The 22,450-nt window shown below is 62.6% G+C and carries 20 protein-coding genes and 2 pseudogenes; 10 read left to right on the forward strand and 12 right to left on the reverse strand.

The features are described 5' to 3' along the window. Positions 1 to 7: 7 nt before the first annotated feature. Both ABIE49_RS25555 and ABIE49_RS25560 read left to right on the forward strand, forming a co-directional pair. Entirely contained in the window at positions 8 to 1,063 is a 1,056-nt protein-coding gene (locus ABIE49_RS25555) for an alpha/beta fold hydrolase (RefSeq protein ID WP_192737145.1), read from the forward strand. A 272-nt stretch (positions 1,064 to 1,335) separates the two neighbouring features. Continuing rightward, positions 1,336 to 2,166 carry a tetratricopeptide repeat protein gene (locus ABIE49_RS25560; RefSeq protein WP_192737146.1) on the forward strand — a complete coding sequence of 277 codons (831 nt, stop codon included), beginning with the start codon at positions 1,336 to 1,338 and terminating at the stop codon, positions 2,164 to 2,166. Between the two features lie 223 nt (positions 2,167 to 2,389). Here ABIE49_RS25560 and ABIE49_RS25565 read toward each other — a convergent pair whose 3' ends face one another. The 9 genes and pseudogenes from ABIE49_RS25565 to ABIE49_RS25605 all read right to left on the reverse strand — a co-directional run bounded on the left by ABIE49_RS25565 (position 2,390) and on the right by ABIE49_RS25605 (position 10,743). After that, a complete protein-coding gene (locus ABIE49_RS25565) occupies positions 2,390 to 3,370 on the reverse strand; it encodes a type II secretion system F family protein (RefSeq protein WP_192737147.1) in 981 nt (326 codons plus the stop codon). A gap of 9 nt (positions 3,371 to 3,379) precedes the next feature. Beyond that, positions 3,380 to 4,357 carry a type II secretion system F family protein gene (locus ABIE49_RS25570; RefSeq protein WP_192737148.1) on the reverse strand — a complete coding sequence of 326 codons (978 nt, stop codon included), beginning with the start codon at positions 4,355 to 4,357 and terminating at the stop codon, positions 3,380 to 3,382. Next, positions 4,357 to 5,826: a TadA family conjugal transfer-associated ATPase gene (locus ABIE49_RS25575; protein WP_192737149.1), complete on the reverse strand. Its 1,470-nt coding sequence runs from the start codon at positions 5,824 to 5,826 to the stop codon at positions 4,357 to 4,359. The genes ABIE49_RS25570 and ABIE49_RS25575 overlap by 1 nt, the downstream gene beginning before the upstream one ends. Positions 5,827 to 5,848: 22 nt before the next feature. Further along, positions 5,849 to 7,120 (reverse strand): CpaE/TadZ family protein, encoded by a 1,272-nt coding sequence (locus tag ABIE49_RS25580; protein WP_192737150.1) that lies wholly within the window; start codon positions 7,118 to 7,120, stop codon positions 5,849 to 5,851. Further along, positions 7,117 to 7,866 (reverse strand): CpaD family pilus assembly protein, encoded by a 750-nt coding sequence (locus tag ABIE49_RS25585; protein ID WP_192737151.1) that lies wholly within the window; start codon positions 7,864 to 7,866, stop codon positions 7,117 to 7,119. The genes ABIE49_RS25580 and ABIE49_RS25585 overlap by 4 nt, the downstream gene beginning before the upstream one ends. Positions 7,867 to 7,875: 9 nt before the next feature. Beyond that, a complete protein-coding gene (locus ABIE49_RS25590; protein WP_192737152.1) occupies positions 7,876 to 9,360 on the reverse strand; it encodes a type II and III secretion system protein family protein in 1,485 nt (494 codons plus the stop codon). Positions 9,361 to 9,482: 122 nt separating this feature from the next. Beyond that, positions 9,483 to 9,707, reverse strand: a pseudogene (locus tag ABIE49_RS25595) (Flp pilus assembly protein CpaB); the annotation flags it as partial. Positions 9,708 to 9,834: 127 nt separating this feature from the next. Then, positions 9,835 to 10,359 carry an A24 family peptidase gene (locus ABIE49_RS25600; protein ID WP_192737153.1) on the reverse strand — a complete coding sequence of 175 codons (525 nt, stop codon included), beginning with the start codon at positions 10,357 to 10,359 and terminating at the stop codon, positions 9,835 to 9,837. Between the two features lie 219 nt (positions 10,360 to 10,578). Next, positions 10,579 to 10,743, reverse strand: coding sequence for a Flp family type IVb pilin (locus ABIE49_RS25605; RefSeq protein WP_192737154.1), 165 nt, complete (start codon positions 10,741 to 10,743; stop codon positions 10,579 to 10,581). Between the two features lie 307 nt (positions 10,744 to 11,050). Between ABIE49_RS25605 and ABIE49_RS25610 the strand changes: the two genes are divergently transcribed. The 5 genes and pseudogenes from ABIE49_RS25610 (at position 11,051) to ABIE49_RS25630 (ending at position 15,189) form a co-directional block, all read left to right on the forward strand. Beyond that, a complete protein-coding gene (locus ABIE49_RS25610) occupies positions 11,051 to 11,881 on the forward strand; it encodes a sterol desaturase family protein (protein ID WP_192737155.1) in 831 nt (276 codons plus the stop codon). Positions 11,882 to 12,092: 211 nt separating this feature from the next. Then, positions 12,093 to 12,920 carry a sterol desaturase family protein gene (locus ABIE49_RS25615; RefSeq protein WP_192737156.1) on the forward strand — a complete coding sequence of 276 codons (828 nt, stop codon included), beginning with the start codon at positions 12,093 to 12,095 and terminating at the stop codon, positions 12,918 to 12,920. Positions 12,921 to 13,075: 155 nt separating this feature from the next. Further along, the gene (cpaB, locus tag ABIE49_RS25620) at positions 13,076 to 13,891 is read left to right on the forward strand and encodes a Flp pilus assembly protein CpaB (RefSeq protein WP_192737157.1); all 816 of its coding nucleotides are present in this window, start codon (positions 13,076 to 13,078) and stop codon (positions 13,889 to 13,891) included. Positions 13,892 to 14,006: 115 nt separating this feature from the next. Continuing rightward, positions 14,007 to 14,540, forward strand: coding sequence for a TadE/TadG family type IV pilus assembly protein (locus tag ABIE49_RS25625; protein ID WP_192737158.1), 534 nt, complete (start codon positions 14,007 to 14,009; stop codon positions 14,538 to 14,540). 69 nt (positions 14,541 to 14,609) lie between these two features. Beyond that, positions 14,610 to 15,189: pseudogene (locus ABIE49_RS25630) on the forward strand (TadE/TadG family type IV pilus assembly protein). Between the two features lie 225 nt (positions 15,190 to 15,414). Here ABIE49_RS25630 and ABIE49_RS25635 read toward each other — a convergent pair. The 3 genes from ABIE49_RS25635 to ABIE49_RS25645 form a co-directional block, all read right to left on the reverse strand. Then, complete coding sequence (locus ABIE49_RS25635; protein ID WP_002714433.1) at positions 15,415 to 15,627, reverse strand: cold-shock protein; 213 nt, start codon at positions 15,625 to 15,627, stop codon at positions 15,415 to 15,417. 266 nt (positions 15,628 to 15,893) lie between these two features. Further along, complete coding sequence (infA, locus tag ABIE49_RS25640) at positions 15,894 to 16,178, reverse strand: translation initiation factor IF-1 (RefSeq protein ID WP_025588295.1); 285 nt, start codon at positions 16,176 to 16,178, stop codon at positions 15,894 to 15,896. Between the two features lie 23 nt (positions 16,179 to 16,201). After that, the gene (locus tag ABIE49_RS25645; protein ID WP_192737160.1) at positions 16,202 to 17,659 is read right to left on the reverse strand and encodes a DEAD/DEAH box helicase; all 1,458 of its coding nucleotides are present in this window, start codon (positions 17,657 to 17,659) and stop codon (positions 16,202 to 16,204) included. A gap of 557 nt (positions 17,660 to 18,216) precedes the next feature. On the opposite strand from ABIE49_RS25645, the gene urtA reads away from it, so the two are divergent. From urtA to urtC, 3 genes are all read left to right on the forward strand, one after another. Next, positions 18,217 to 19,536, forward strand: a complete 1,320-nt coding sequence (gene urtA, locus ABIE49_RS25650) for an urea ABC transporter substrate-binding protein (RefSeq protein ID WP_192737161.1) — start codon at positions 18,217 to 18,219, stop codon at positions 19,534 to 19,536. A gap of 136 nt (positions 19,537 to 19,672) precedes the next feature. Continuing rightward, positions 19,673 to 21,286, forward strand: coding sequence for an urea ABC transporter permease subunit UrtB (urtB, locus tag ABIE49_RS25655; protein ID WP_192737162.1), 1,614 nt, complete (start codon positions 19,673 to 19,675; stop codon positions 21,284 to 21,286). Next, entirely contained in the window at positions 21,283 to 22,446 is a 1,164-nt protein-coding gene (gene urtC / locus ABIE49_RS25660) for an urea ABC transporter permease subunit UrtC (RefSeq protein WP_192737163.1), read from the forward strand. Before urtB ends, urtC begins: the two co-directional genes overlap by 4 nt. The last annotated feature ends 4 nt before the right edge of the window (positions 22,447 to 22,450 follow it).

Below are 22,450 nucleotides of genomic sequence, written 5' to 3' on the forward strand. Positions count from 1 at the left end.
CAGTTTCATGAACCCACTATCGCGCGTTCTGTTGTCTGTTGGCGTCGTTCTCCTGGCAGGTTCTGCCACAAGCGAGCCGGCGCCGGCGAAATCTCTGGGCGGGGCGCTCAATCTGGCAGACGAAGGCATGTTCTTCGTCAGCGGAACGTCCTTGCTCTCCACGCATCCGGGCGCCTCTCCTGCGGGCCCTTCGCGGCCCGGCACGGTGACGATCAACCAGATGTATGTGCACTATCGGGTCCCGGCCCAACTCACCAGTCCGTTGCCGATCGTGCTCGTGCATGGCGGCGGCTTGACCGGCGCCAGCTATGAGACGACGCCTGATGGTCGCGAGGGCTGGGCGACCTATCTGGCGCGCAAGGGATACGCGGTCTATGTCGTGGACACGCCCGGCCGTGGCCGCTCGGGGTTCAACGCGACGGCGATCAACCAGGCGAAGGCCGAGTCCAGCGTGGCCGCTTTGCCGGGCAACCTGCTCATGGTTACGGCCGAACTGGGGTGGCCGCTGTTTCGCTTCGGGCCGGCAGCCGGCACGGCGTTTCCTGACAGCCAGTACCCGACCGAAGCGTTCGCTGCCTTCGGGTCGCAAGGTGTGCCCTTCGGGGAGGCCACGCTCGAAGGTGGCGCGATGGCAACCGCTCCTCGAGCACTCGCAGCGCTGCTCGACAAGATCGGTCCGGCCGTGGTCGTCGTGCATTCGCTCGCCGGCCCCTTTGCCGATGCCCTCGTCGAACTGCGACCTCGTCTGGTCAAGGCTGTGGTCAACATCGAAGGCGCGCAGGCCATCGTTCCCACGGAGGCCCAGATCGAGGCTTACCGCGGCATCCCGGTGCTCGAACTGTTCGGCGATCACCTGGACGCTCCCGTCTTTACCGGCCGCGCGCGCTACGAAGGACGAAAGGCAGTCGTGGAGCGCATCAACAAGCAGCAAGAGGGTAAGGCCACGCTCATTCGGCTTCCCGATGTAGGGATGAAGGGTAACTCCCACATGATGATGCAGGACAGGAACAACCTTCAGGTGGCGGATTTCGTGCTCGGATGGATCGCCAATAATGCCAAGTGATGTCCAGGTACAACCGAACGGGTGGTATCGTAGGGATGATCAGCACTGCGTCGCCAGTCGCTCGGCGGCATCACGTGCTCGCAATATGCGATCCGCGGCATCTCTCAGCGGTGCGAGCCCTGACGCGTGGTGGTGGCGATGCTCCATCTTTAGCCTAAGCGCGTCGGCGGATGCCGGCGCCGCAGCTCCCGCCTGCGGATTAACCAGCCGTTAGGGTTAACAGTCTATTGCTGGCGTGTTCGGCTCCACCCGAAATCGTGAGTTGAAGTGCCATGCGTCCATCGTCCAGCCTTGTCCGGCCCAATGTGGCCCGGTTTCTCGCCTCCGCGGCCGTGACGGCGATTTTGGCCGCAGGCCTTGGCGGCTGCCAGACCATGTCCGATGTGACGGGCGCGCTGACCCAGAAGTCCAGCAGCAGCGCCGCCGCTCCCGCCATTCCAGACGATCCGCGCCGTGCCGTCGAAGTCTATGGCGAGCGCTATCGCGCCAATCCCAAGGATGCCAACGCCGCCTTGGCCTATGGCCAGGCGCTGCGTGCCACAGGCCAGCGTTCGCAGGCCGCCGCCGTTCTCGAACAGGCCACCATCGCCCATCCCGGCAACAAGGCGCTGCTCGCCGGCTATGGCCGCGCGCTTGCCGATAACGGCAATTCGCAAGCCGCTTTCGACGTTCTCAGCCGCGCCCATTCGCCCGACAACCCCGACTGGCGCATCCTCTCGGTGCAGGGCACCGTGCTCGACAAGCTCGCCAAGCACGAAGAAGCCCGCCGCTATTATGCCAGCGCACTGAAGATCGCGCCGGAAGAACCGTCGGTACTGTCCAATCTCGGACTCTCCTACATGCTGACGCGTGAACTGCCCGACGCCGAGGCTGCGCTGCGGCGTGCCTATGGCAATCCGCGGGCGGACGCGCGGGTGCGGCAGAATCTGGCGCTGGTGGTCGGTCTGCAGGGCCGCTTCACTGAGGCCGAAACCATCGCCAAGGGCGATCTGCCGTCCGAGGAAGCCGCGGCGAACGTGGCCTATCTGCGCGAAATGCTGAGCCGCAAGGATCCGCGCGGCGGCAAGACGGTTCCGGTGGCCGCGCTCAACCGGCCCGACTGACACCTGCGCGGTGGGTCGATCGGCCGGACCGCTCAATCCAGATTTTCCGGCGCACCAATCCCGATCTAGAACGCTTTCGAGCGAAGCATGTCCTCGGACTTGATCCGGGGGTGGCTACCGGTTCGCCCAGCAATGGAGTTTACGCAGCTTGCGTAGGTTCATCTGCGATAGAAAACGGGCCAAAGGAGCTATCGGTTCTGATTCGATCAGAACCGATGATGCTTTAGAGGATCGTCGTCGTCTGCAGCTTGATGTAGGTCGGCCCGAGAATGACGATGAACAGGCACGGCAGGAAGAACAGGATCATCGGCACGGTCAGCTTCGGCGGCAAGGCGGCCGCCTTCTTCTCGGCCTCGTTCATGCGCATGTCGCGGTTTTCCTGCGCCATCACGCGCAAGCTCTGGCCGAGCGGCGTTCCGTAGCGTTCGGACTGCTGCAAGGCCAGACAGACCGATTTGACGCCGTCGAGGCCGGTGCGCTTCGCCAGGTTCTCATAGGCCACCTTGCGGTCCTGCAGATAGGACAGTTCGGCCGTGGTCAGCGCGAATTCTTCCGACAGCGCCACCGATTGCGAGACGATTTCGACGGAGACCTTGCGAAAGGCGACTTCGACCGACATGCCGGACTCGATGCAGATCAAGAGCAGGTCGAGCGCGTCGGGGAATGCGCGTTTGATGGAAAGCTGGCGCTTGGTGATCGCATTCTGCAGGAACAGCATCGGCGCCTGCAGCCCGAAATAGGCCGCGCCGAGGCAGATGCCGATCTTGACCGGCATCGATTTGTCCATGTGCGTGATCACGAAGACGTAGAGGACCGCGCCAATGAGACACACCAGCGGCGCCACCGCGCGGGCGAACAGGAACGTGACGTAGGGCGCGTGGCCGCGGTAGCCGGCCATGATCAGCTTGTCGCGCGCGGCTTCCTGCGCCAGCCATTTGGTCAGGTTGAAGTCTTCCACCACTTTGGAAACCAGCTGCTTCGGGCTCTGGCGCAGCGATACCTTTTCCGTCTTTGCAAGACGGTCGCGCTCGCGCTGCCGGATCCGTTCGCGCTCGCTGGCGACCGCCTTCATGCGCTTGGCGAGGCCTTCGCCGGCAAACAGCGGCGTGACCAGCGTGTAGGCGGTCAGGGTCGCGGCAATGGCGGCCAGGAACATGGTCATGAACCGGGCGTCGTGCATCTTGTTTATGAGGAACTCAACCATGCTACACCGTCAGAAGTCGAAGTTGATCATTTTCTTCATCACGAGAACGCCGATCGTCATCCAGCCAACGCAGCACACAAGCATGAATTGGCCGAGCCGGTCGGTCCACAGCAGCGAGATGTAGTCGGGCGTTGTAATCCAGACCAGCACCATCACGACCGGCGGCAGAGAGCCGATGATGGCGGCGGAGGCCTTGGCTTCCATCGACATCGCCTGAATTTTCTCCGCCATCTTCTTGCGGTCGCGCAGCACCTTCGAAAGGTTGCCGAGCGCTTCCGACAGGTTGCCGCCCGATTTCTGCTGGATCGCGATCACGATGCCGAAGAAGTTGGCTTCCGGCACCGGCATCCTTTCATAAAGGCGCGCGCAGGCTTCGCCGAGCGGCATGCCGATGGTTTGGGTCTCGATGATAGCCAGGAACTCGCTCCTCAGCGGCTCCGGCGAGTCGGCCGCGACCACCTTGATCGATTCGAACAGCGGCAGTCCGGCCTTGATGCCGCGGACGATGACGTCGACGGCGTCCGGCAGCGCTTTCAAAAATGCCTTCTCGCGCTTTTTCTTGAGATAGCCCAGCAGCCAGCGCGGCAGTCCGAAGCCCGCGCCGAAGGCCATCCCGACGGCGCCCAAAATTCCGCCGCCGGCGCTGAGCGCAGCGAAGCCGGCGACCGCAGCCAGGACGCCGGAGATGATCCAGAATTTCTGCGTCGACCAGGAAAGTCCGGCCTGGGTGATGCGGGTGCTCAGGGGAACGGATTTTTCCTTCAGCCGGCGCGACTCGAGATCCTTCAGCGACCCCTCGACCTGTTCGCGGCGTGAACGCTGGCTCTTGTCGGCCTGACGCGCTGCCGCGGGCTCGGACCGCGCGATCGAGGCGCGGCGCGATTCCGCCTTCTTCTCGCCGGACAGCAACGGGTAGACGAAAACCCAGGCGATGCCGCCGATCGCGGTGAACGCGAGAAAGGCCAGTGCGAGCGCTTGCATGGACATCAGCGTGCTCCGGGTTCAGCTGTGACTTCGGCGGCATCGAGCGCGGCCGCGAGACGCTTCTCCTCGCCATAATATCGTGCGCGCTCCCAGAACCGCGGGCGTCCGATGCCGGTCGAGCGATGCTTGCCGATGATCTTGCCGTTGGCGTCTTCGCCGATCAGGTCATACACAAACAGGTCCTGGGTGATGATGGTATCGCCTTCCATGCCCATCACTTCGGTGATGTGGGTGATGCGCCGCGAACCGTCGCGCAGACGCGCGGCCTGCACGATGACGTCGATCGAGGCGCAGATCATCTCGCGAATGGTGCGGGACGGCAGCGAGAATCCGCCCATCGTGATCATCGATTCGCAGCGCGACATGGCTTCGCGGGGGTTGTTGGCGTGCAGCGTTCCCATCGAGCCGTCATGGCCGGTGTTCATCGCCTGCAGCAGGTCGAACGCCTCGGGTCCGCGGACTTCGCCGACGATGATGCGTTCGGGCCGCATACGCAGGCAGTTGCGGACCAGTTCGCGCATCGTGACCTGGCCTTCGCCTTCGATGTTGGGCGGCCGGGTTTCCAGCCGCACCACGTGCGGTTGCTGCAGCTGGAGCTCGGCGGCGTCTTCGCAGGTGATGACGCGCTCGTCATGCTCGATGAACTGGGTCAGGCAGTTCAGGAGCGTGGTCTTTCCGGAGCCGGTGCCGCCGGAGATCAGCACGTTGCAGCGGACGCGGCCGATGATCTGGAGGATTTCCGCGCCTTCCGGCGAGATGGCGCCGAACTTGACCAGCTGCTCGAGGGTCAGCTTGTCCTTTTTGAATTTGCGGATGGTGAGCGCGGGCCCGTCGATCGCCAGCGGCGGCACGATGGCGTTGACGCGGGAGCCGTCGGCGAGACGCGCGTCGCAGATCGGCGAGGATTCGTCGACGCGCCGGCCGACCTGGCTGACGATGCGCTGGCAGATGTTGAGCAGCTGCTGGTTGTCGCGAAACCGGATGCCGGTCTTCTGGATCTTGCCGGCGACTTCGATGAACACCGTGCCGGCGCCATTGACCATGATGTCGGCGATGTCGTCGCGCGACAATAGCGGCTCCAGCGGACCGTAACCCAGCACGTCGTTGCAGATGTCGTCGAGCAGTTCTTCCTGCTCGGCAATCGACATCACGATGTTCTTGATCGCGATGATCTCGTTGACGATGTCGCGGATTTCCTCGCGCGCCGACTCGCCGTCGAGTTTGGCGAGCTGGGCAAGGTCGATCGCCTCGATCAGGGCGCCGAAGATCGTGGCCTTGACCTGGTAATAATTGTCGGAGCGCCGCGCTTCCATGGCGGGCGCCGGCGGCGGTTTCGAGGGCGCGATCGGCGGTGAAGAGACGGTCGGCGCGGTTATTTCGCGCGAAACGGCCGCCATGCCGGAGGGCTCCGGCGCGTGAATGGCGGGCTTCGGCGCCCGCGTGTCGTTGTCTCCGCTACGCTTACCAAACACGATCGTACTCCACGCGGACGGCTTACTTCTTGGCCCGCAACTTCTCGATCAGGGGCGACAGGAACGACCCCTTCGGCTTCTTGGTCTCGCCGCGGCCTGTCAACCGCTGCGCAATCTGCAGGAACATCTCGGTGGTCCGGTGATTGGCGGAGATTTCCGCAATCATCTGGCCGTTGTTGGCGGCCGAGCCGAACATCTGCGGCTCGAACGGGATCGTGGCGATCGGCTGGCTCTCGATGGCCTTGGCGAACTCGCTGGCCGGGATCTCGGGGCGCTTCGGAATGCCGACCTGGTTGAGGCAGTAGAGCGGCGCGCGGTCGTTCGGCCGCGACGCCTTCAATAGGTCGTAGATGTTCTTGGTGTTGCGCAGATTGGCCAGATCGGGGGCCGCCACGATCAGAATATCGTCGGCTGCGATCAGCGCGCGCTTGGTCCATCCCGACCATTGATGGGGGACGTCGAGCACGATGCAGGGCATCGTGGTGCGAAGCGTGTCGAAGATCGCATCGAAAGCGTCAGCGCCGAAATCATAGACCCGGTCGAGCGTCGCTGGCGCCGCGAGCAGGCTGAGATGGTCGGTACATTTCGACAGCAGGCGGTCGATGAAGGCGGTATCGACCCGGTCGGGCGAGAACACCGCGTCGGCGATGCCCTGCGGCGGGTCCTGGTTGTAGTCGAGGCCGGCGGTGCCGAAGGCAAGGTCGAGATCGGCGACCACCGAATCCAGCGCCAGATCGCGGGCGATCGCCCAGGCGACGTTATGCGCGACGGTGGACGAGCCGACGCCGCCCTTGGCGCCGACCACGGCAATGATGCGGCCGACCGCCTTGGCTTCGGGCGCCGAGAACAGGTTGCAGACCGAGCGGACGACGTCGATGGCGGTGACCGGGGCGATGACATAGTCGCTGACGCCGCGGCGCACCAGCTCGCGGTACAGCGTGACGTCGTTGATGCGGCCGATCACGATCACGCGCGTTCCGGCGTCGCACACGGTGGCCAGCTGATCGAGGCCGAGCAGGATATCGTTGCGGCCTTCGGTTTCCAGGATGATCACGTTCGGTGTCGGCGCGGAGCGATAGGCCTCGATGGCCGCGGCCATGCCGCCCATCTGGATCTTCAAATGAGCCTTGCCGAGACGGCGGTCTTCGCCGGCCGACTGCACGGCGGCAGCGGTTTCCACCGTCTCGCAGAATGCCTGGACGGACACCCGCGGCGCCGGCGCGATATGATCTTCCGTCGACGGCGACGGGCCGTCCGGCTGCTGTTCGGGGGTCTGGCGCGAGTAGCTGATCATTTGCCTGTATCGCTGAGTTTGGCCTTGTCGGCTTCGGGATAAGCGGTCGTGGTTGACGTACCCTTGCGATATTTGTCGAAGGCGATGTTGCGCCGCGGCGTATAGGCGGGTGTCTCCTCACGCGGCTGCACGAGATCCGACGGGTTATCGACCATCGCGGCAAGATTGCGCTGATTGGAGCAACCGAGATTGTAATAGGGCTTGTTTTCGAAATAGCCCCTGTTGTTGACGGACGGTCCGAGGTCGTCGGGCCACAGGCCGCAGGGGCCGGCGGTGGCCGAGATCTTCGGATAGGTCAGCCGGATCGCCGCCATATGCCTGGGGTCCTCGGGACGGTACTGGCGTACGGCGACCCCGCGCGGCGGGACGCCGGCAGCGGCGAACGTCGCCTGGATCTCGCGCAATGATTCGCTGGCAGCGCGTGCGTTCGGCGTATCGGTGGGCATGTCGATGGTGATGCCGCCGGTGCCCTCCTTGAGCCAGGTCTGGGCCATTCCCATCACATCGGAGCGCTGGTTCGCGGAAAGTCCGCCGCGGCCACGGCCGACGAATACGATCACCGTGCGATCGGCTTCCTGAATCGCGATCGGATGGCGCAGCCGATAATCGTCCGGCACGCTTGCCGTCGCCACCGGGTCGGTGTGCTTGCAGGCGCCCAGCACCACGGCAAGACCGATCAGCGCTCCCGCGAGGCGGAGAGCGCGCTTGCGGTCGGCGGTTAATGCGGATGTGCTTTGTCGTGTCATCGTCCCGCCTCAGTCCGTAATAAAGCCGTAGGTGCCGCGATACTTCCGTCCCGGCTCATTGCTGCGGCCCGGAACGCCGTAGACGCGATTGATGCTGCCGAGCAGATCAGTCTGCGGATCGGAGGCGTTGGCGAACCCGTCATCGGGGCGCGAAAGATCCTTCTGCGCCACCGCGCGAACCACGTAGGGGGTGACCAGGACCATCAGCTCGGTCTGGCTGTTGACGAAGTCGCGGCTGCGGAACAGCGTGCCGAGCACCGGCAATTGCGCCAGACCCGGGAAGCCATTGATGGCCTGCTTGGTCTGCTCCTGGATCAGGCCGGCCATCGCCATCGCGCCGCCCGACGGGATTTCCAGCGTCGTCTCCGCGCGGCGGGTCTTGATCGAGGGAATGGTCAGCGAGTTGGTGCCCGCGGAGCTGAGCGACTGGGTCAACGTGATCGAGTTGTCGTTGGACAGTTCGGATACTTCGGTCATCACGCGCAGGCTGATGCGGCCTTCGGTCAGCACGACCGGCGTGAAATTGAGCGAAATGCCGAACTTCTTGAACTGGATCTGGGTCGTACAAACGCGCGTGACCGGGTCGCAGGAATAGCCTGCGGGAACCGGAAACTCGCCGCCGGCGATGAAGGTGGCGGACTCACCGGAAATAGCGGTCAAATTGGGTTCGGCCAGTGTCCGCACCACGCCGGCGCTTTCCATGGCGCGAAGGGTAGCCGTCACCGACGGGACGTTGCCGCCGCCGAACGTTCCCGATGCGACGTTGCCTGGGACCAGCGGACGGCCATAGGCGGTAAACGGGTTGGCGTTGCTGAAGTTCACCACCGCCGTGCCGTAGGTCATGCTGGCCGTGAGGTCGATGCCCATCTGCTTGATGATGTTGCGCGCGACTTCGGCAACCGTCACCTTCAGCATCACCTGGTCGCGGCCGCGGACGGCGATCGAATTGACGACCTTGTCCGTGCCGCCGGCGAGGCGGGAGGCCAGATCGAAGGCCTGCTGCGCGTCGATCGGGCTTGCCGCCGTGCCGGTCAGCACCACGCCGTCGCCGACGCCGTCGATACGGATGTCCGAGTTCGGCAGCGTCTGCTTTAGCGCCGCGCGCACGCCGTTGAGGTCGCGCGTGACCGCGATGTCATAGGCCGCGATCTGCTGGCCTGCCGAATCGAAGAATACGATGTTGGTCTGGCCAACCGCCGCGCCGATGATGTAGGCGCGCTGGGCGGAACGGACGACGGCGTTGGCGATCTTCGGATCGGCGACCAGCACGTCCTTGATGTCGCGCGGCAGGTCGATCACGATCGACTTTCCGATCCCGAGCGAAACCGCGCGCGCGTTCATCTGCCCGTCCATGGCGACCGGCGCCGCGGCGCGATAGTCGCTTGCCTTGACCGGGGTCAGGGCCGGATTGAGCGTCAGTGCTGCGACCGCCGAAAACGACAGGGCACGGACGATAAATGTCCGCAGCATCGGCTGATTTCCCCTGCACTTCATAACGAGCGTCCTTTCGGTCACGTCTGCACCGACTGCTGGCTGGCCACGCCGTATCTGACGAGGCTGATGCTGTCGCCGCGCCGGTTAGGCTGGTCGTCCGTCTTGTTTCCGGCCTTGTTGGCCCTGCTGATGAAACTGCCGCTGGCGGTCGCGGCCGGCCAGGTCTGCCATTGCGCATTCTCAGCCTTGAGCGACTGGCCGAGGCCGATGTCGCCCTTGGCGACCAGAATACCGGTGGTCTGCAGCTCCGCGACCGGATCCGGCGCGGCGGATCCGCTGGCCGGATATGGGGCAATGCCGCCAGCGCCGATGGCGATGGTCAAAACGACAATGCGAGCGGTATTCATACGCTTCACTTTCCACATTACGCCGCGACGCTTCCGTCGCCGTGATGGGAGTTGACCAGCTATTCGTCAAAGCATGGTTAATGAGGCGTGAGTAAATTGCCTTAACGGTGCGTTACCGTTCGAAGGATCAACGCATTGCGAGGTGCGTGACGTCGATCGACTTGATCCACTCGGTCTCCGGATAGACCATCAACGCGCCGATCGCGAGCGCGATGCCGTAAGGGATTCCGGTCTGCTTGTCGTGGAGGCGGAGCAGCCAGGCCTGGCCCGTGAGCGGCCGGGGGAGCGGCCATTGTCTGGCATAGAGCAGCAGCAGCGTCAGGGCGCCGCCGAGCAGCGAGGCATAGAGCAGATAGTTGAGCAGGTGATCGAAGCCGAACCAGAGCGCCACCCCGGCCGCGACCTTGGCGTCGCCGCCGCCGACCCAGCCCATCGCGAAACAGCCAAAGGCCACGACGAGGACGGTGGCGCCGGCGCCGAGATGCATCAGGAAATCGTGCAGGCCCATTCCGCCCAGCGGCGCCAGAACCAGAAAGCCGGCCACCAGGGCCAGCGATATACGGTTCGAAATCGTCATGGTGAAAAGGTCGCTCGCGGCCGCGAATGCCATCAGGGCCGGAAACAGCATGAGGCGGGCAATATCGAGGATCATGGATTCACACAGCCCGTGCTGCCAACGCGAAGGCCGGGAAGACCTGAAAGAAGACGTTCCAGCATCCGGCAAACCTATCGACGAGAAGTGAACAATCGGAAAACGGCCTGCACGAGACGGCCCCCGCAAAACCCGAGTCTTGGAAAAGAACCCCTAAGTCGTGCAAACGACAAAGGCCCCGGGTGACCCGGGGCCTTTGAAGCAGATTGCGACGATCGCTTATTTCAGCGAGGTCGAGATCGTGCCGAAGTTGGTCGACAGCTTGCCGCCGACGCCCTGAACGGCGGTGATGATCGCGATCGCAATACCGGCGGCAATCAGGCCGTATTCGATGGCAGTCGCGCCGGACTCATCCTTGACGAAACGCGAAACGAGATTCTTCATAATAGATAACTCCTGTGTACACGTGGCTGGTCGAACTATCATTTGGTCTCGCCGGCGTTCTCAGCACCGTGACCATGACGCCACCCTAAAACCCGACCATTGCGGCGCAGTTAATTCGATTGCGCAAAACCGGGGGGAACTCGCTGTTCTCACTCAGAGTAAACGCGGAATTAAGCCAGTTGATAAAATGCGCGTAGTATTGCGGGCCTTGTTGTCGCAGCCGCGCAGGGCCTGGACAGTGCCGGATTCACCGCTCCTTAAGCGCGAGGGTGATACCCCCTAAATCTCCCCATCAAGCGAGGCCGTCATGTCGGGTATGCCGTTGGAAGTCATCGAGATGATGGGCCAGACCATGGCGAAGGTGGTGCCGGTTACGATCGGCCTCGCCCTGGTGTTCACGGTGCTCTCGCATTTCTGGGCCTGCAATCCCGGCAAGCCGTGGTGGCGCAAGCGCGAACTCATCACCGACATCTGCTACTGGTTTTTCGTTCCCGTGTTCGCCCGTGTGCTCCGCATCGGGCTGTTGGTGCTCGGCGCCGGTGTCGTCTTCAACATTCATGATGTCGACGCCCTGATCGCATTCTACGACAATGGCCACGGGCCGCTGGCCGCGCTTCCGCTCTGGGTGCAGGCGCTGCTGTTCCTGGTTGCCTCCGACTTCATGCTGTATTGGCTGCACAGGATGTTTCACAGCGGCGGCTTCTGGAAGTACCACGCGATCCATCACTCATCGGAAGATCTCGAGTGGATTTCCGCGGCGCGGTTTCATCCCGTCAACCTGTTCATCGGAACGATCATGGTGGACGTCATCCTTTTGATGGCGGGCATCTCGCCCAACATCATGCTTTGGGTCGGGCCGTTCACGACCTTCCACTCGGCCTTCGTCCACGCCAATCTGAACTGGACGCTCGGCCCGTTCAAATATGTGCTGGCGACGCCGGTGTTCCACCGCTGGCATCACACCTCGCAGGAAGAGGGCGGCAATACCAATTTTGCCGGCACCTTCCCGCTCTGGGATATTATGTTCGGAACGTTCCGGATGCCGGAAAACGTGCTGCCGGACAATTACGGCGTCGACGCCGATCAATCGGTCCCGACCGAAATCGGCGGGCAATTGGCCTATCCGTTTCGCCATTAGCGCGCGTTGGAGCGAAGCATGCCCTCGGACTTGATCCGGGGATGGGCATCCGTCCGGAAAGATCTGCGCGGGGCTCGGCAGATTTCTGCCGGAAGTTCTCCCGACGACGGAATTGACCGCCCAATGCGATCACGGCACGCTGCGTGCCGTGAGCCTTGCAGAAATCGAGTTATGCGGGGCGCTTTATCGCGCAAGGTGCTAAGAAGCGGCAATGTTCCTGGGCCTGGAAATCGTCGAGATGCTTGGCCAGACGATGGCCATCGTGGTGCCGGTGACGATCGCCCTGGCGCTGGTATTCTCGGTGCTGGCGCATTTCTGGGCCTGCAATCCCGGCCGGCCGTGGTGGCGCAAGCGCGAGCTGGTGACCGATCTCGCCTACTGGTTTCTGGTGCCGCTGTTCGCCCGCGTGTTCCGGATCGGGCTATTGGTGCTCGGCGCCGCCCTGGTGTTTCAAATTCATGATGCCGACGAGCTGATCGCCTTCTATGACAATGGTCATGGGCCACTGTCGACGCTGCCGCTGTGGCTGCAGGCGGTGCTGTTCCTGGTGCTTGCTGATTTCATGATGTACTGGCTGCACCGCATGTTCCATGGCGGCGGCTTCTGGAAATACCACGCCATCCATCATTCCTCCGAGGATGTGGACTGGATTTCGGCGGCGCGCTTTCACCCCGTCAACCTGCTGCTCGGGACCATCGGGATCGACGTCGCGCTGCTGATGGCGGGTATTTCGCCGAACGTGATGCTGTGGCTTGGCCCTTTCAACATTTTCCATTCGGCGTTCGTTCACGCCAATCTGAACTGGACGCTCGGCCCGTTCAAATACGTGCTTGCCACCCCGGTATTCCACCGCTGGCATCACACCGCGCAGGAAGAGGGCGGCAATACCAATTTCGCGGGCACCTTTCCGCTCTGGGACATCCTGTTCGGAACCTTCCGGATGCCCAAAGACCGTTTGCCGGACAATTACGGTGTCGACGATCAGTCGACCTTCCCGCGCGAGATCGCCGGGCAACTGGCCTATCCATTCCGGAAATAGACAGGGAACGCGAAGCGTCAGGCGTCGGTCCGGTTCCGGACAACGGGGCTTGTTAACGCGACTTCGATGCGCTCCCTTAACCTTGCTTTGACCTATATCCGGCAGACTCGCTTCAGCGCCGGAAGCGTCGCTGCGTCATGTATGAGTAAAAGCGTATGAATACCGCCCGAATTGTCGTTCTGGCCATCGCAATCAGTGCTGGTGGTGTTGCCGCATACCTCGCAAGCGGTATCGACAAAGAAGCTCCCGCACCGGTCGCAGCAGCACCACAACTGCCGACGGTGGATGTGCTCGTGGCCAAAGATGACATCGGCCTTGGCCAGACTGTCGCCGCCGAAAACCTGCAGTGGCAGACCTGGACCGAGTCGTCTTCGAGCGGCAGCTTCATTCGCAAGAAGGACCGGCCCGAGGCCATCACCCAAATCGTTGGCTCCATCGCCCGCATGCCGTTCATCGCGGGAGAACCGATTCGCGAGCAGAAGTTGGTCAAGGCGAACGGTTCAGGGTTCATGGCGGCGATCCTGCCGACGGGAATGCGGGCCGTCTCGACTGAAATCTCGGCCGAAACCGGGGCGGGCGGCTTCATTCTGCCGAACGACCGCGTCGACGTGATTCTGTCGAAGCGCGAGAAGCAGCAGAGTACCGATGGCGCGGGGCAGCCGCCCGATATCATCTCCTCCCAGACCGTTCTGACCAATGTCCGGGTTCTCGCCATCGACCAGGCCCCCAAGGAAAAAGAGGGCCAAAACGCGGTGCTGGGAAAAACGGCGACGCTGGAAATGACGCCGGATGACGTCGAGGTGCTGGGAAAAGCGCGCCTGAGCGGGACTTTGTCGCTGGCATTGCGCAGCATCGCGGACAGCAAAACGACCGCCGTTGCTTCAACCGGCAACAGCAAACTGGTCACGGTTTACCGCGGAAGCACCAGCGCCGACGTGCTGAGCTGCACGCCGCTTTGCGCCAGGCGATAGAGGGTTAACACCCGCTTAACGGCGCGGGTCGTTCTGCTTCTATCCGGCGAAACACTTCGACAATCTGTTTCGGCTACTTATGACGGCAGTTCCGCTCGCGCCTGAGGTCGCTTCGATGCCGTCGCATATCCGCTCTTTCAGCCAGTTGTTGCGCCGTTTCCGCCGCAATCGCGGCGGCTCCACCGTCGTCGAGTTCGCGCTGGTCGCGCCGATGTTCTTTGCGCTGCTGTTTGCGATCATCGAAACGGCCTTTATGTTCTTTGCCAGCCAGGTGCTCGAGACCGTGACGCAGGATTCGGCGCGCATGATCATGACCGGTCAGGCGCAGAACGCCGCCTACACCCCGGCGCAGTTCAAGACCTTTGTCTGCGGCAAGGTCGCCGCGCTGTTCGATTGCAACCAAATCTCCGTCGACGTGCAGAGCTATCCCCAGTTCAGCAGCGTCAACGTCAGCAACCCGATCGACGCCAGCAAGAATTTCGTGCCGACGAACAATTATAGCCCCGGCGGCCCCGGCGACATCGTCGTGGTGCGGCTGTTCTATCAATGGCCGATACTGGTCACCAAGTTCGGCTATGACATCTCGAACCTGAGTGGCAGCAAGCGGCTGTTGAGCGCGACCGCTGCGTTCCAGAACGAACCTTTCTAAAAGCATTTTTCAAGCGAAGTGGACCCGGTTTGCGTTGAGAAAACGCGTCAAGACAAGATAGGCAAGGCGATGAGTCTGATGAGTAGAATCTGGCTTCGCATGCGGCGCTCGGCGCTCGATCTGTCCGACGATACCAGGGGGCTGGCCGCCGTCGAATTCGCGATGGTGGTACCTCTGATGCTGGTGCTGTTTTTCGGCACGGTCGAGTTCTCGTCCGGCGTCGCGGTCGACCGCAAGGTGACGCTGATGGCGCGGACGCTGTCCGATCTGACGTCACAGAACGTCTCGGTCACCGACGCCCAGCTGACCAACATCTTCAACGCCTCCACCGGCATCATGACGCCCTATTCGGCCACGCCGCTCAATTCCACGATCACGGAACTGTATGTCGATCCCACCACCAAGATCGCCCGGGTGCAGTGGAGCAAGGGCGCGGCGCCGCGCGGGACCGGAAGCACGGTGGCGATTTCCGGCCGCGCTGCAGGTCGGCGACACCTATCTGATTTACAGCGAGGTCAGCTACAAATACGTCCCGGCCATCGGCTATGTGATGGCGAAGGCGGGAATCAATTTGACCGATTTCACCTATACGCGCCCGCGCCAGTCGACCTGCGTGATGTACAACACCACGGTCTGCACAAAATCGTAAGCGTAGCGTTTTCAAGCGAAGTGGTTGCCCGGTTCGCGTGAAGAAAACGCGTTAAACAAAGGCGTAGCGTTTTCAAGCGAAGTGGTTGCCCGGTTCGCGTGAAGAAAACGCGTCAAACCAAAAAGCAGCCGCCGGTACGGTACGAAAAAAGGCCGCGCCATGGGCGCGGCCTTTCGTTATTTCGAAGCAATTTTCAAGGGCGCGCCGGGCGTCCTGAAAAATCACTCATCCAGCGGCGCGCAGATTGTCGGCCGAAGATTTGCCAGAGCGACGATCGGCCACGATTTCGTAGCTGATCTTCTGGCCTTCACGCAGCGTACCAAGACCGGCACGTTCGACAGCGCTGATGTGCACGAACACGTCATTGCCGCCGTCATCCGGCTGGATGAAGCCATAGCCCTTGGTTGCGTTAAACCACTTCACGGTTCCCATGCTCACGGGGGTAGTCCCTTCTCAGATATACTAGTCGTAGCCCACCTTTCGATGGGCTGGTGAGATCGAATTTTTGGAAGGGTCGTCAGCGTCTAAACCGGCTGTACCGGTGGATAGCTAATGTCGTCCGGCCGAAAATCGATGCTCAATATTATTCGATCAAGGGGTCCAAAACAATCCTGACGTGCACGATTTTTTGAACAGGGCAAGCCCTGGCCATCGCGCACCGACATCATCTGTCGGGCACGATGGCAATCGGTCGTGGGAAACCGTTACCGGCGGCGGAACTGGCCGCCGCGCGGCGGTGCACCACGCGGGGCACCGGTCGAGGGACGCTCATCCTTGTGCCGGAAAATCAGCCGGCCCTTCTCCAGATCATAGGGCGACATTTCGATCGTGACCCGATCGCCTGCCAGCGTCTTGATCCGGTTCTTCTTCATTTTACCGGCGGTGTAGGCAACAATTTCGTGTCCTGCGTCGAGCTGCACGCGGTAGCGCGCGTCGGGGAGGATTTCGGTCACCAGTCCTTCGAACTGGATCAGCTCTTCTTTAGCCATATTTGTCTCCAGATCGATCGAGGCTAGCGCTGCGGCCGATGGGTACGGTTGGGTTGGGTATTCGGGCGGCTCTCGCGATGCAAGAAGGCGACGCCTTGTATGCTTTCGCTCTTGCCACCCTGCGCCGGACGCGGCGACTCATGCCGGGTCGGCTGCGACGCGGCATTATTACCACCACCGCGGCGGGGACGGCGAGGGCCTTTTGAGCCCGGTGCGGCTTCATGCGACCGGCCGCCATGACTGTGACCATTGGAATGGCCGCGCGGCGCGGAGCGTGCGCCCCGGTTCTGGGACGGCTTCTGGGACGTCGCAGGCGCAGTATCGCGCGTGCCCGGTGTGCGGCGGTCTTCGCGGGGCAGCGCCACGCGGATCAGCCGCTCGATGTCGCGCAGATAACCCATTTCCTCGGCGCCTGCGATCAGCGAGATCGCAACGCCTTCGGCGCCGGCGCGTGCGGTGCGGCCGATCCGGTGGACATAGGTTTCCGGCACGTTGGGCAGGTCGAAATTGAACACATGGCTGATGCCGTCGACGTCGATGCCGCGGGCGGCGATGTCGGTGGCGACCAGGGTGCGGATCTCGCCGGTGCGGAACGCCGCCAGCACGCGCTCGCGGTGGTTCTGCGATTTGTTGCCGTGGATGGCGTTGGCGTTGATGCCGGACTTGGCAAGCGCCTTCACGACCTTGTCGGCGCCATGCTTGGTGCGGGTGAAGATCAGTGCGCGGTCGACCGGTTCCTGCTTCAGGAGCTGGGCCAGCACGCCCTGCTTGGCCGCGAAATCGACCTGGATGATGCGCTGGGTGATGCGTTCCACGGTGGAGGCCACCGGCGTTACCGCCACGCGGGCGGGGTCGCGCAGCATCGCTTCGGCGAGCTCGGCGATGTCCTTGGGCATGGTGGCCGAGAAGAACAGCGTCTGCCGCTTGATCGGCAGTTTGCCGACGATTTTGCGGATGTCGTTGATGAAGCCCATGTCGAGCATGCGGTCGGCTTCGTCGAGCACCAGGAACTCGACCTGGCCCAGCTTGAGGCCGTTGCTCTGCACGAGATCGAGCAGGCGGCCGGGGGTGGCCACCATGACTTCGACGCCCTGCATCACGGAACGGACCTGACGGCCCATCGGCACGCCACCGATCGCGAGTGCCGAGGAGAGGCGGATGTGGCGGCCATAGGCGTTGAAGCTGTCGAGGATCTGACCCGACAATTCGCGGGTCGGCGAGAGCACCAGCACGCGGCAGCTCTTGGGCTGCACCCGGACGCGGTTCTCCAGAATGCGGTGCAGGATCGGCAGCGCGAAGGCTGCGGTCTTGCCGGTGCCGGTCTGGGCGATGCCGACGACGTCACGGCCGGTCATTGCGAGGGGGACGGTCTGGGCCTGGATGGGCGTCGGGGTGAGGTAATTTTCTTCCTTGAGGGCACGCGAAATGGGATCGGCAAGGCCGAAATCCTGAAAGGAGGTCAAAAGAGGGGTTCTTTCCATTAAAAAAGGCAGGCGCCCGGCCGATACAGCCAGGAGCGCGCGAGGGGGTGTCTGAGACACCCGCGTGTTTGGGGCGTCGGTTTTGCTAGGCTGAAGGGGCAAGCCAGAAACCGTTGAACGGGATCAGAACACGCGGCTCGCAAGGACCTGATGATTCTCTAGGTCACGGGGCTCATATGGAACATGAACGCGGCGCTTTCAAGGTAAATCGCCGGATATGCTTGGCGCGGTTCAGAAACAGCCGGAAATTCGCTCGTTCCACTGGCCATGCGCACCTCTCGTTGGCCACCGCATCGCCAAATTTTCGTGCCGTAAAATTAGACAAATGGCCTATTTTGCCTAAAATATAGACTGCTTGCCGCAAAAGAATACATTTCTCGGGTCCAAAAAATAGGCAGGTTTTTCGGCGATTTCCCCGCAAGCGGAAGATTCCGCTGCAGTTCTATAGGCTTACCCTGTGCTCAGACCGTGGCATGGTTCTTGCGATTCCGTTAACGCAGGCGGCCGTTGGGGCCGTTTCGCAGCGTTTCACGCCTGCGTCAGGGAGATGACATTTCATGCTTACACAACTTACCCACGATATAGCGACGCTGAGCCGCCGCCGTTGGCTGGCGGCGACCGCTGGTCTGGTTTTGGGCCTCGCTGCGTTCACCAATGCCAAAGCGGCCGACGACACCATTAAGGTCGGCGTCCTGCATTCACTTTCCGGCACCATGGCCATCAGCGAAACCACGCTGAAGGACACCGTCCTCTTCCTGATCGACGAGCAGAACAAGAAGGGCGGCATACTCGGCAAGAAGCTCGAGGCCGTCGTGGTCGATCCGGCGTCGAACTGGCCGCTGTTTGCGGAAAAGGCCCGCGAGCTGATCACCAAGAACAAGGTCTCCGTCGTATTCGGCTGCTGGACCTCGGTGTCGCGTAAATCAGTGCTCCCGGTGTTCAAGGAACTGAACTCGATCCTGTTCTACCCCGTGCAGTACGAGGGTGAGGAGAGCGAGCGCAACGTGTTCTACACCGGTGCGGCGCCGAACCAGCAGGCGATCCCCGCGGTCGACTACCTGATGAAGGACGAGAAGGTGAAGCGCTGGGTGCTGGCCGGCACCGACTACGTCTATCCGCGCACCACCAACAAGATCCTCGAAGCCTACTTGAAGTCGAAAGGCGTCAAGCAGGAAGACATCATGATCAACTACACGCCGTTCGGTCACAGTGACTGGCAGACGATCGTGGCCGACATCAAGAAGTTCGGCTCGGCCGGCAAGAAGACCGCTGTCGTTTCCACCATCAACGGCGACGCCAACGTTCCCTTCTACAAGGAGCTCGGCAACCAGGGCATCAAGGCGACCGACATTCCGGTTGTCGCGTTCTCGGTCGGTGAAGAAGAACTCGCCGGCATCGACACCAAGCCGCTGCTCGGCCATCTGGCCGCCTGGAACTACTTCCAGTCGATCAAGGATCCGGCCAACGAGAAGTTCATCAAGGCCTGGCAGGCCTACACCAAGAATCCGAAGCGCGTGACCAACGATCCGATGGAAGCGCACGTCATCGGTTTCGAAATGTGGGTCAAGGCGGTCGAGAAGGTGAAGTCGACCGACGCCGACAAGGTGATCGACGCGCTGCCCGGCATCGAAGCCAAGAACCTGACCGGCGGCACCTCGAAGATGCTTCCGAACCATCACATCACCAAGCCGGTGTTCATTGGCGAAATCAAAGCCAACGGCCAGTTCGACGTGGTGTGGAAGACCCCGGGCCTGGTGGCCGGCGATGCATGGTCGAAGGAGCTCGACGGCTCCAAGGACCTGATCGGCGACTGGGTTGGCAAGAAGTGCGGCAACTACAACACCAAGACCAACAAGTGCGGCGGTCAGGGCTCCTGATCCCGATCTGATCGACAGGATCATGATCCCGATTTGATCCGAAGGATCATAATCTGACTGCAAGAAGAAACTTCCAAGAGAAGACCGGAAGGCGGCGATGTCGCCGCCTTCCTTTTACCTCTGCCGGGGTCGTAAAGTGCCTGCCAATGTCTTTGACCGCCTTCGCGCGCTTGTTCTTTCCGTCTTCCTGATCGCAGCCTTCGCCGTGCCGGCATTGGCCGGTCCGTTCGAGGACGCGGTCGCCAAATTTGCCAATGACGAATTCTCCGACACCGACGAAGCGATTGGCCTGATCGCATCGTCAGGCAACGCGCTGGCCTTTCCGATCATCAGCGCCCTCCAGGATGGCCGGCTGTCGGCCGATCCGGAATCCAAGAAAGTTTTCGTCACCGGGGCCGACGGCAAGATCGTCGATGCTGCGACCGGGGCTGCGGTGGCCAGCCTGCCTGCCGGTGCTGCCGCCGTTCGCCTCAACAACCGCCTGCGCCGCACCGTGGAGGCCGCCCTTGGCAGCCTGACCCTGTTGTCCCCCGATCCCGCCAAGCGCATCGCGGCGGCGCAACAGGTGTTCAAGAGCCATGACGAGGCCGCGCTTCCGGTCATCGACGGCGCGCTGGCGAAAGAGACCAACAAGGCCGCGAAATCGGCTTTTGCCGAGGCCCGCGCCGCCATCCTGCTCTACAAGGCGGATGCGTCAGACGCCGAGAAGCTGGAGTCCATCGCCATCATCAAGGCGCGCGGCGATCAGGAAGCGCTGGCGCTGTTGACGGGCCTTGGCAGCGACGCGTCGCCGCCGGTGGCGCAGGCCGCGGCCGGTGCGATCACCTCGATCCAGAGCAATCTTGCAATGTGGTCGATGGTGCAGAATGCCTGGTACGGCCTGTCGCTGGGCTCGGTGCTGCTACTCGCGGCGATCGGGCTTGCGATCACCTTCGGCGTGATGGGCGTCATCAACATGGCTCATGGCGAAATGGTGATGATCGGCGCCTACACCACCTTCGTGGTGCAGGAGGTTATCCGCACCAGCTATCCCGGATTGTTCGACTATTCGCTGCTGATGGCGGTCCCGCTGGCCTTCCTCGTTGCCGGCGCACTCGGCGTGGTGATCGAGCGCAGCATCATCCGCTTCCTCTACGGCCGCCCGCTGGAAACCCTGCTCGCGACCTGGGGTCTCTCGCTGGTGCTGCAGCAGGCCGTGCGTACCGCGTTCGGCCCCACCAACCGCGAGGTCGGCAATCCCAGCTGGATGAGCGGCGCGTTCGAACTCGGCCAGATCACCATCACCTATAACCGGCTCTGGATCCTCTGCTTCACGCTGGCGGTGTTCGCGATCCTGCTCGCGATGCTGCGCTACACGGCGCTCGGGCTCGAGATGCGCGCGGTGACGCAGAACCGCCGGATGGCGGCGTCGATGGGCATCGCCACCTCGCGCGTCGACGCGCTTACCTTCGGCCTCGGCTCCGGCATCGCCGGGATCGCCGGCGTGGCGCTGTCGCAGATCGACAATGTCAGCCCCAACCTCGGCCAGAGCTACATCATCGACAGCTTCATGGTGGTCGTGTTCGGCGGCGTCGGCAATCTCTGGGGCACGCTGGTCGGCGCCTTCACGCTCGGCATCGCCAACAAGTTCCTGGAGCCCGTGGCGGGCGCCGTGCTCGGCAAGATCGCGATTCTCGTGCTGATCATCCTGTTCATCCAGAAGCGGCCGCGCGGCCTGTTCGCGCTCAAGGGACGGGCGATCGAAGCATGACGCCGCATGTCCTTACCCGCTCGCTGGATCGCAGCGCGACCGTCTTCCTGCTGATCGTCGCCGGTCTCGGCGTGCTGATCCCGCTGTCGAACCTGCTGCTGCCCGCAGGTTCGATGTTCCAGGTGCCGACCTATCTGGTGGCGCTGTTCGGTAAATATGTCTGCTACGCCATTCTGGCGCTCTCGATCGATCTGATCTGGGGCTATTGCGGCATTCTCTCGCTCGGCCATGGCGCGTTCTTCGCGCTCGGCGGTTACGCGATGGGCATGTACCTGATGCGACAGATCGGCAGCCGCGGCGTCTACGGCAATCCGGTCCTGCCCGACTTCATGGTGTTCCTGAACTATCCGTCGCTGCCCTGGTACTGGTACGGTTTTGATATGTTCTGGTTCGCGGCGCTGATGGTCTTGGTGGTGCCGGGCCTGCTCGCCTTCTGCTTCGGCTGGCTGGCGTTCCGCTCCCGCGTCACCGGCGTTTATCTGTCGATCATCACGCAGGCGATGACCTACGCGTTGCTGCTGGCGTTCTTCCGCAACGATTTCGGCTTCGGCGGCAATAACGGCCTGACCGACTTCAAGGACATTCTGGGCTTCAACGTTCAGGCCGACGGTACCCGCGCCGCTTTGTTCATCCTGAGCTGCCTGGCGCTGATCATCACTTTCCTGATCTGCCGCGCGGTGGTGACGTCGAAACTCGGCAAGGTGCTGATCGCGATCCGCGACGCCGAGTCTCGCACGCGCTTCCTCGGCTACCGCGTCGAATCCTACAAGCTGTTCGTGTTCACGCTGTCGGCTTGCATGGCCGGCGTCGCCGGCGCGCTATACGTGCCGCAGGTCGGCATCATCAATCCCGGCGAGTTCGCGCCGGGCAATTCGATCGAGGCGGTGATCTGGGTGGCGGTCGGTGGCCGCGGCACGCTGATCGGGGCTGCGCTCGGCGCCATCGTGGTCAATTACGCGAAAACCGTGTTCACCTCGGGTCCGCTGGCGCCGTACTGGCTGTTCATGCTGGGCGCGCTGTTCATCCTGGTGACGCTGCTGCTGCCCAAGGGCATCATCGGCACCTTCAATGCCTGGTATGAGCCTTGGAGCGCGAAGCGGCTGATGGCTGAAAGTGCGGCGCGCGAAGACGGCGTCAACGAACCGAATCCGGCGGAGTGAGCGT

The organism is Bradyrhizobium sp. OAE829 (genome assembly GCF_040546575.1).
Taxonomy (GTDB): domain Bacteria; phylum Pseudomonadota; class Alphaproteobacteria; order Rhizobiales; family Xanthobacteraceae; genus Bradyrhizobium.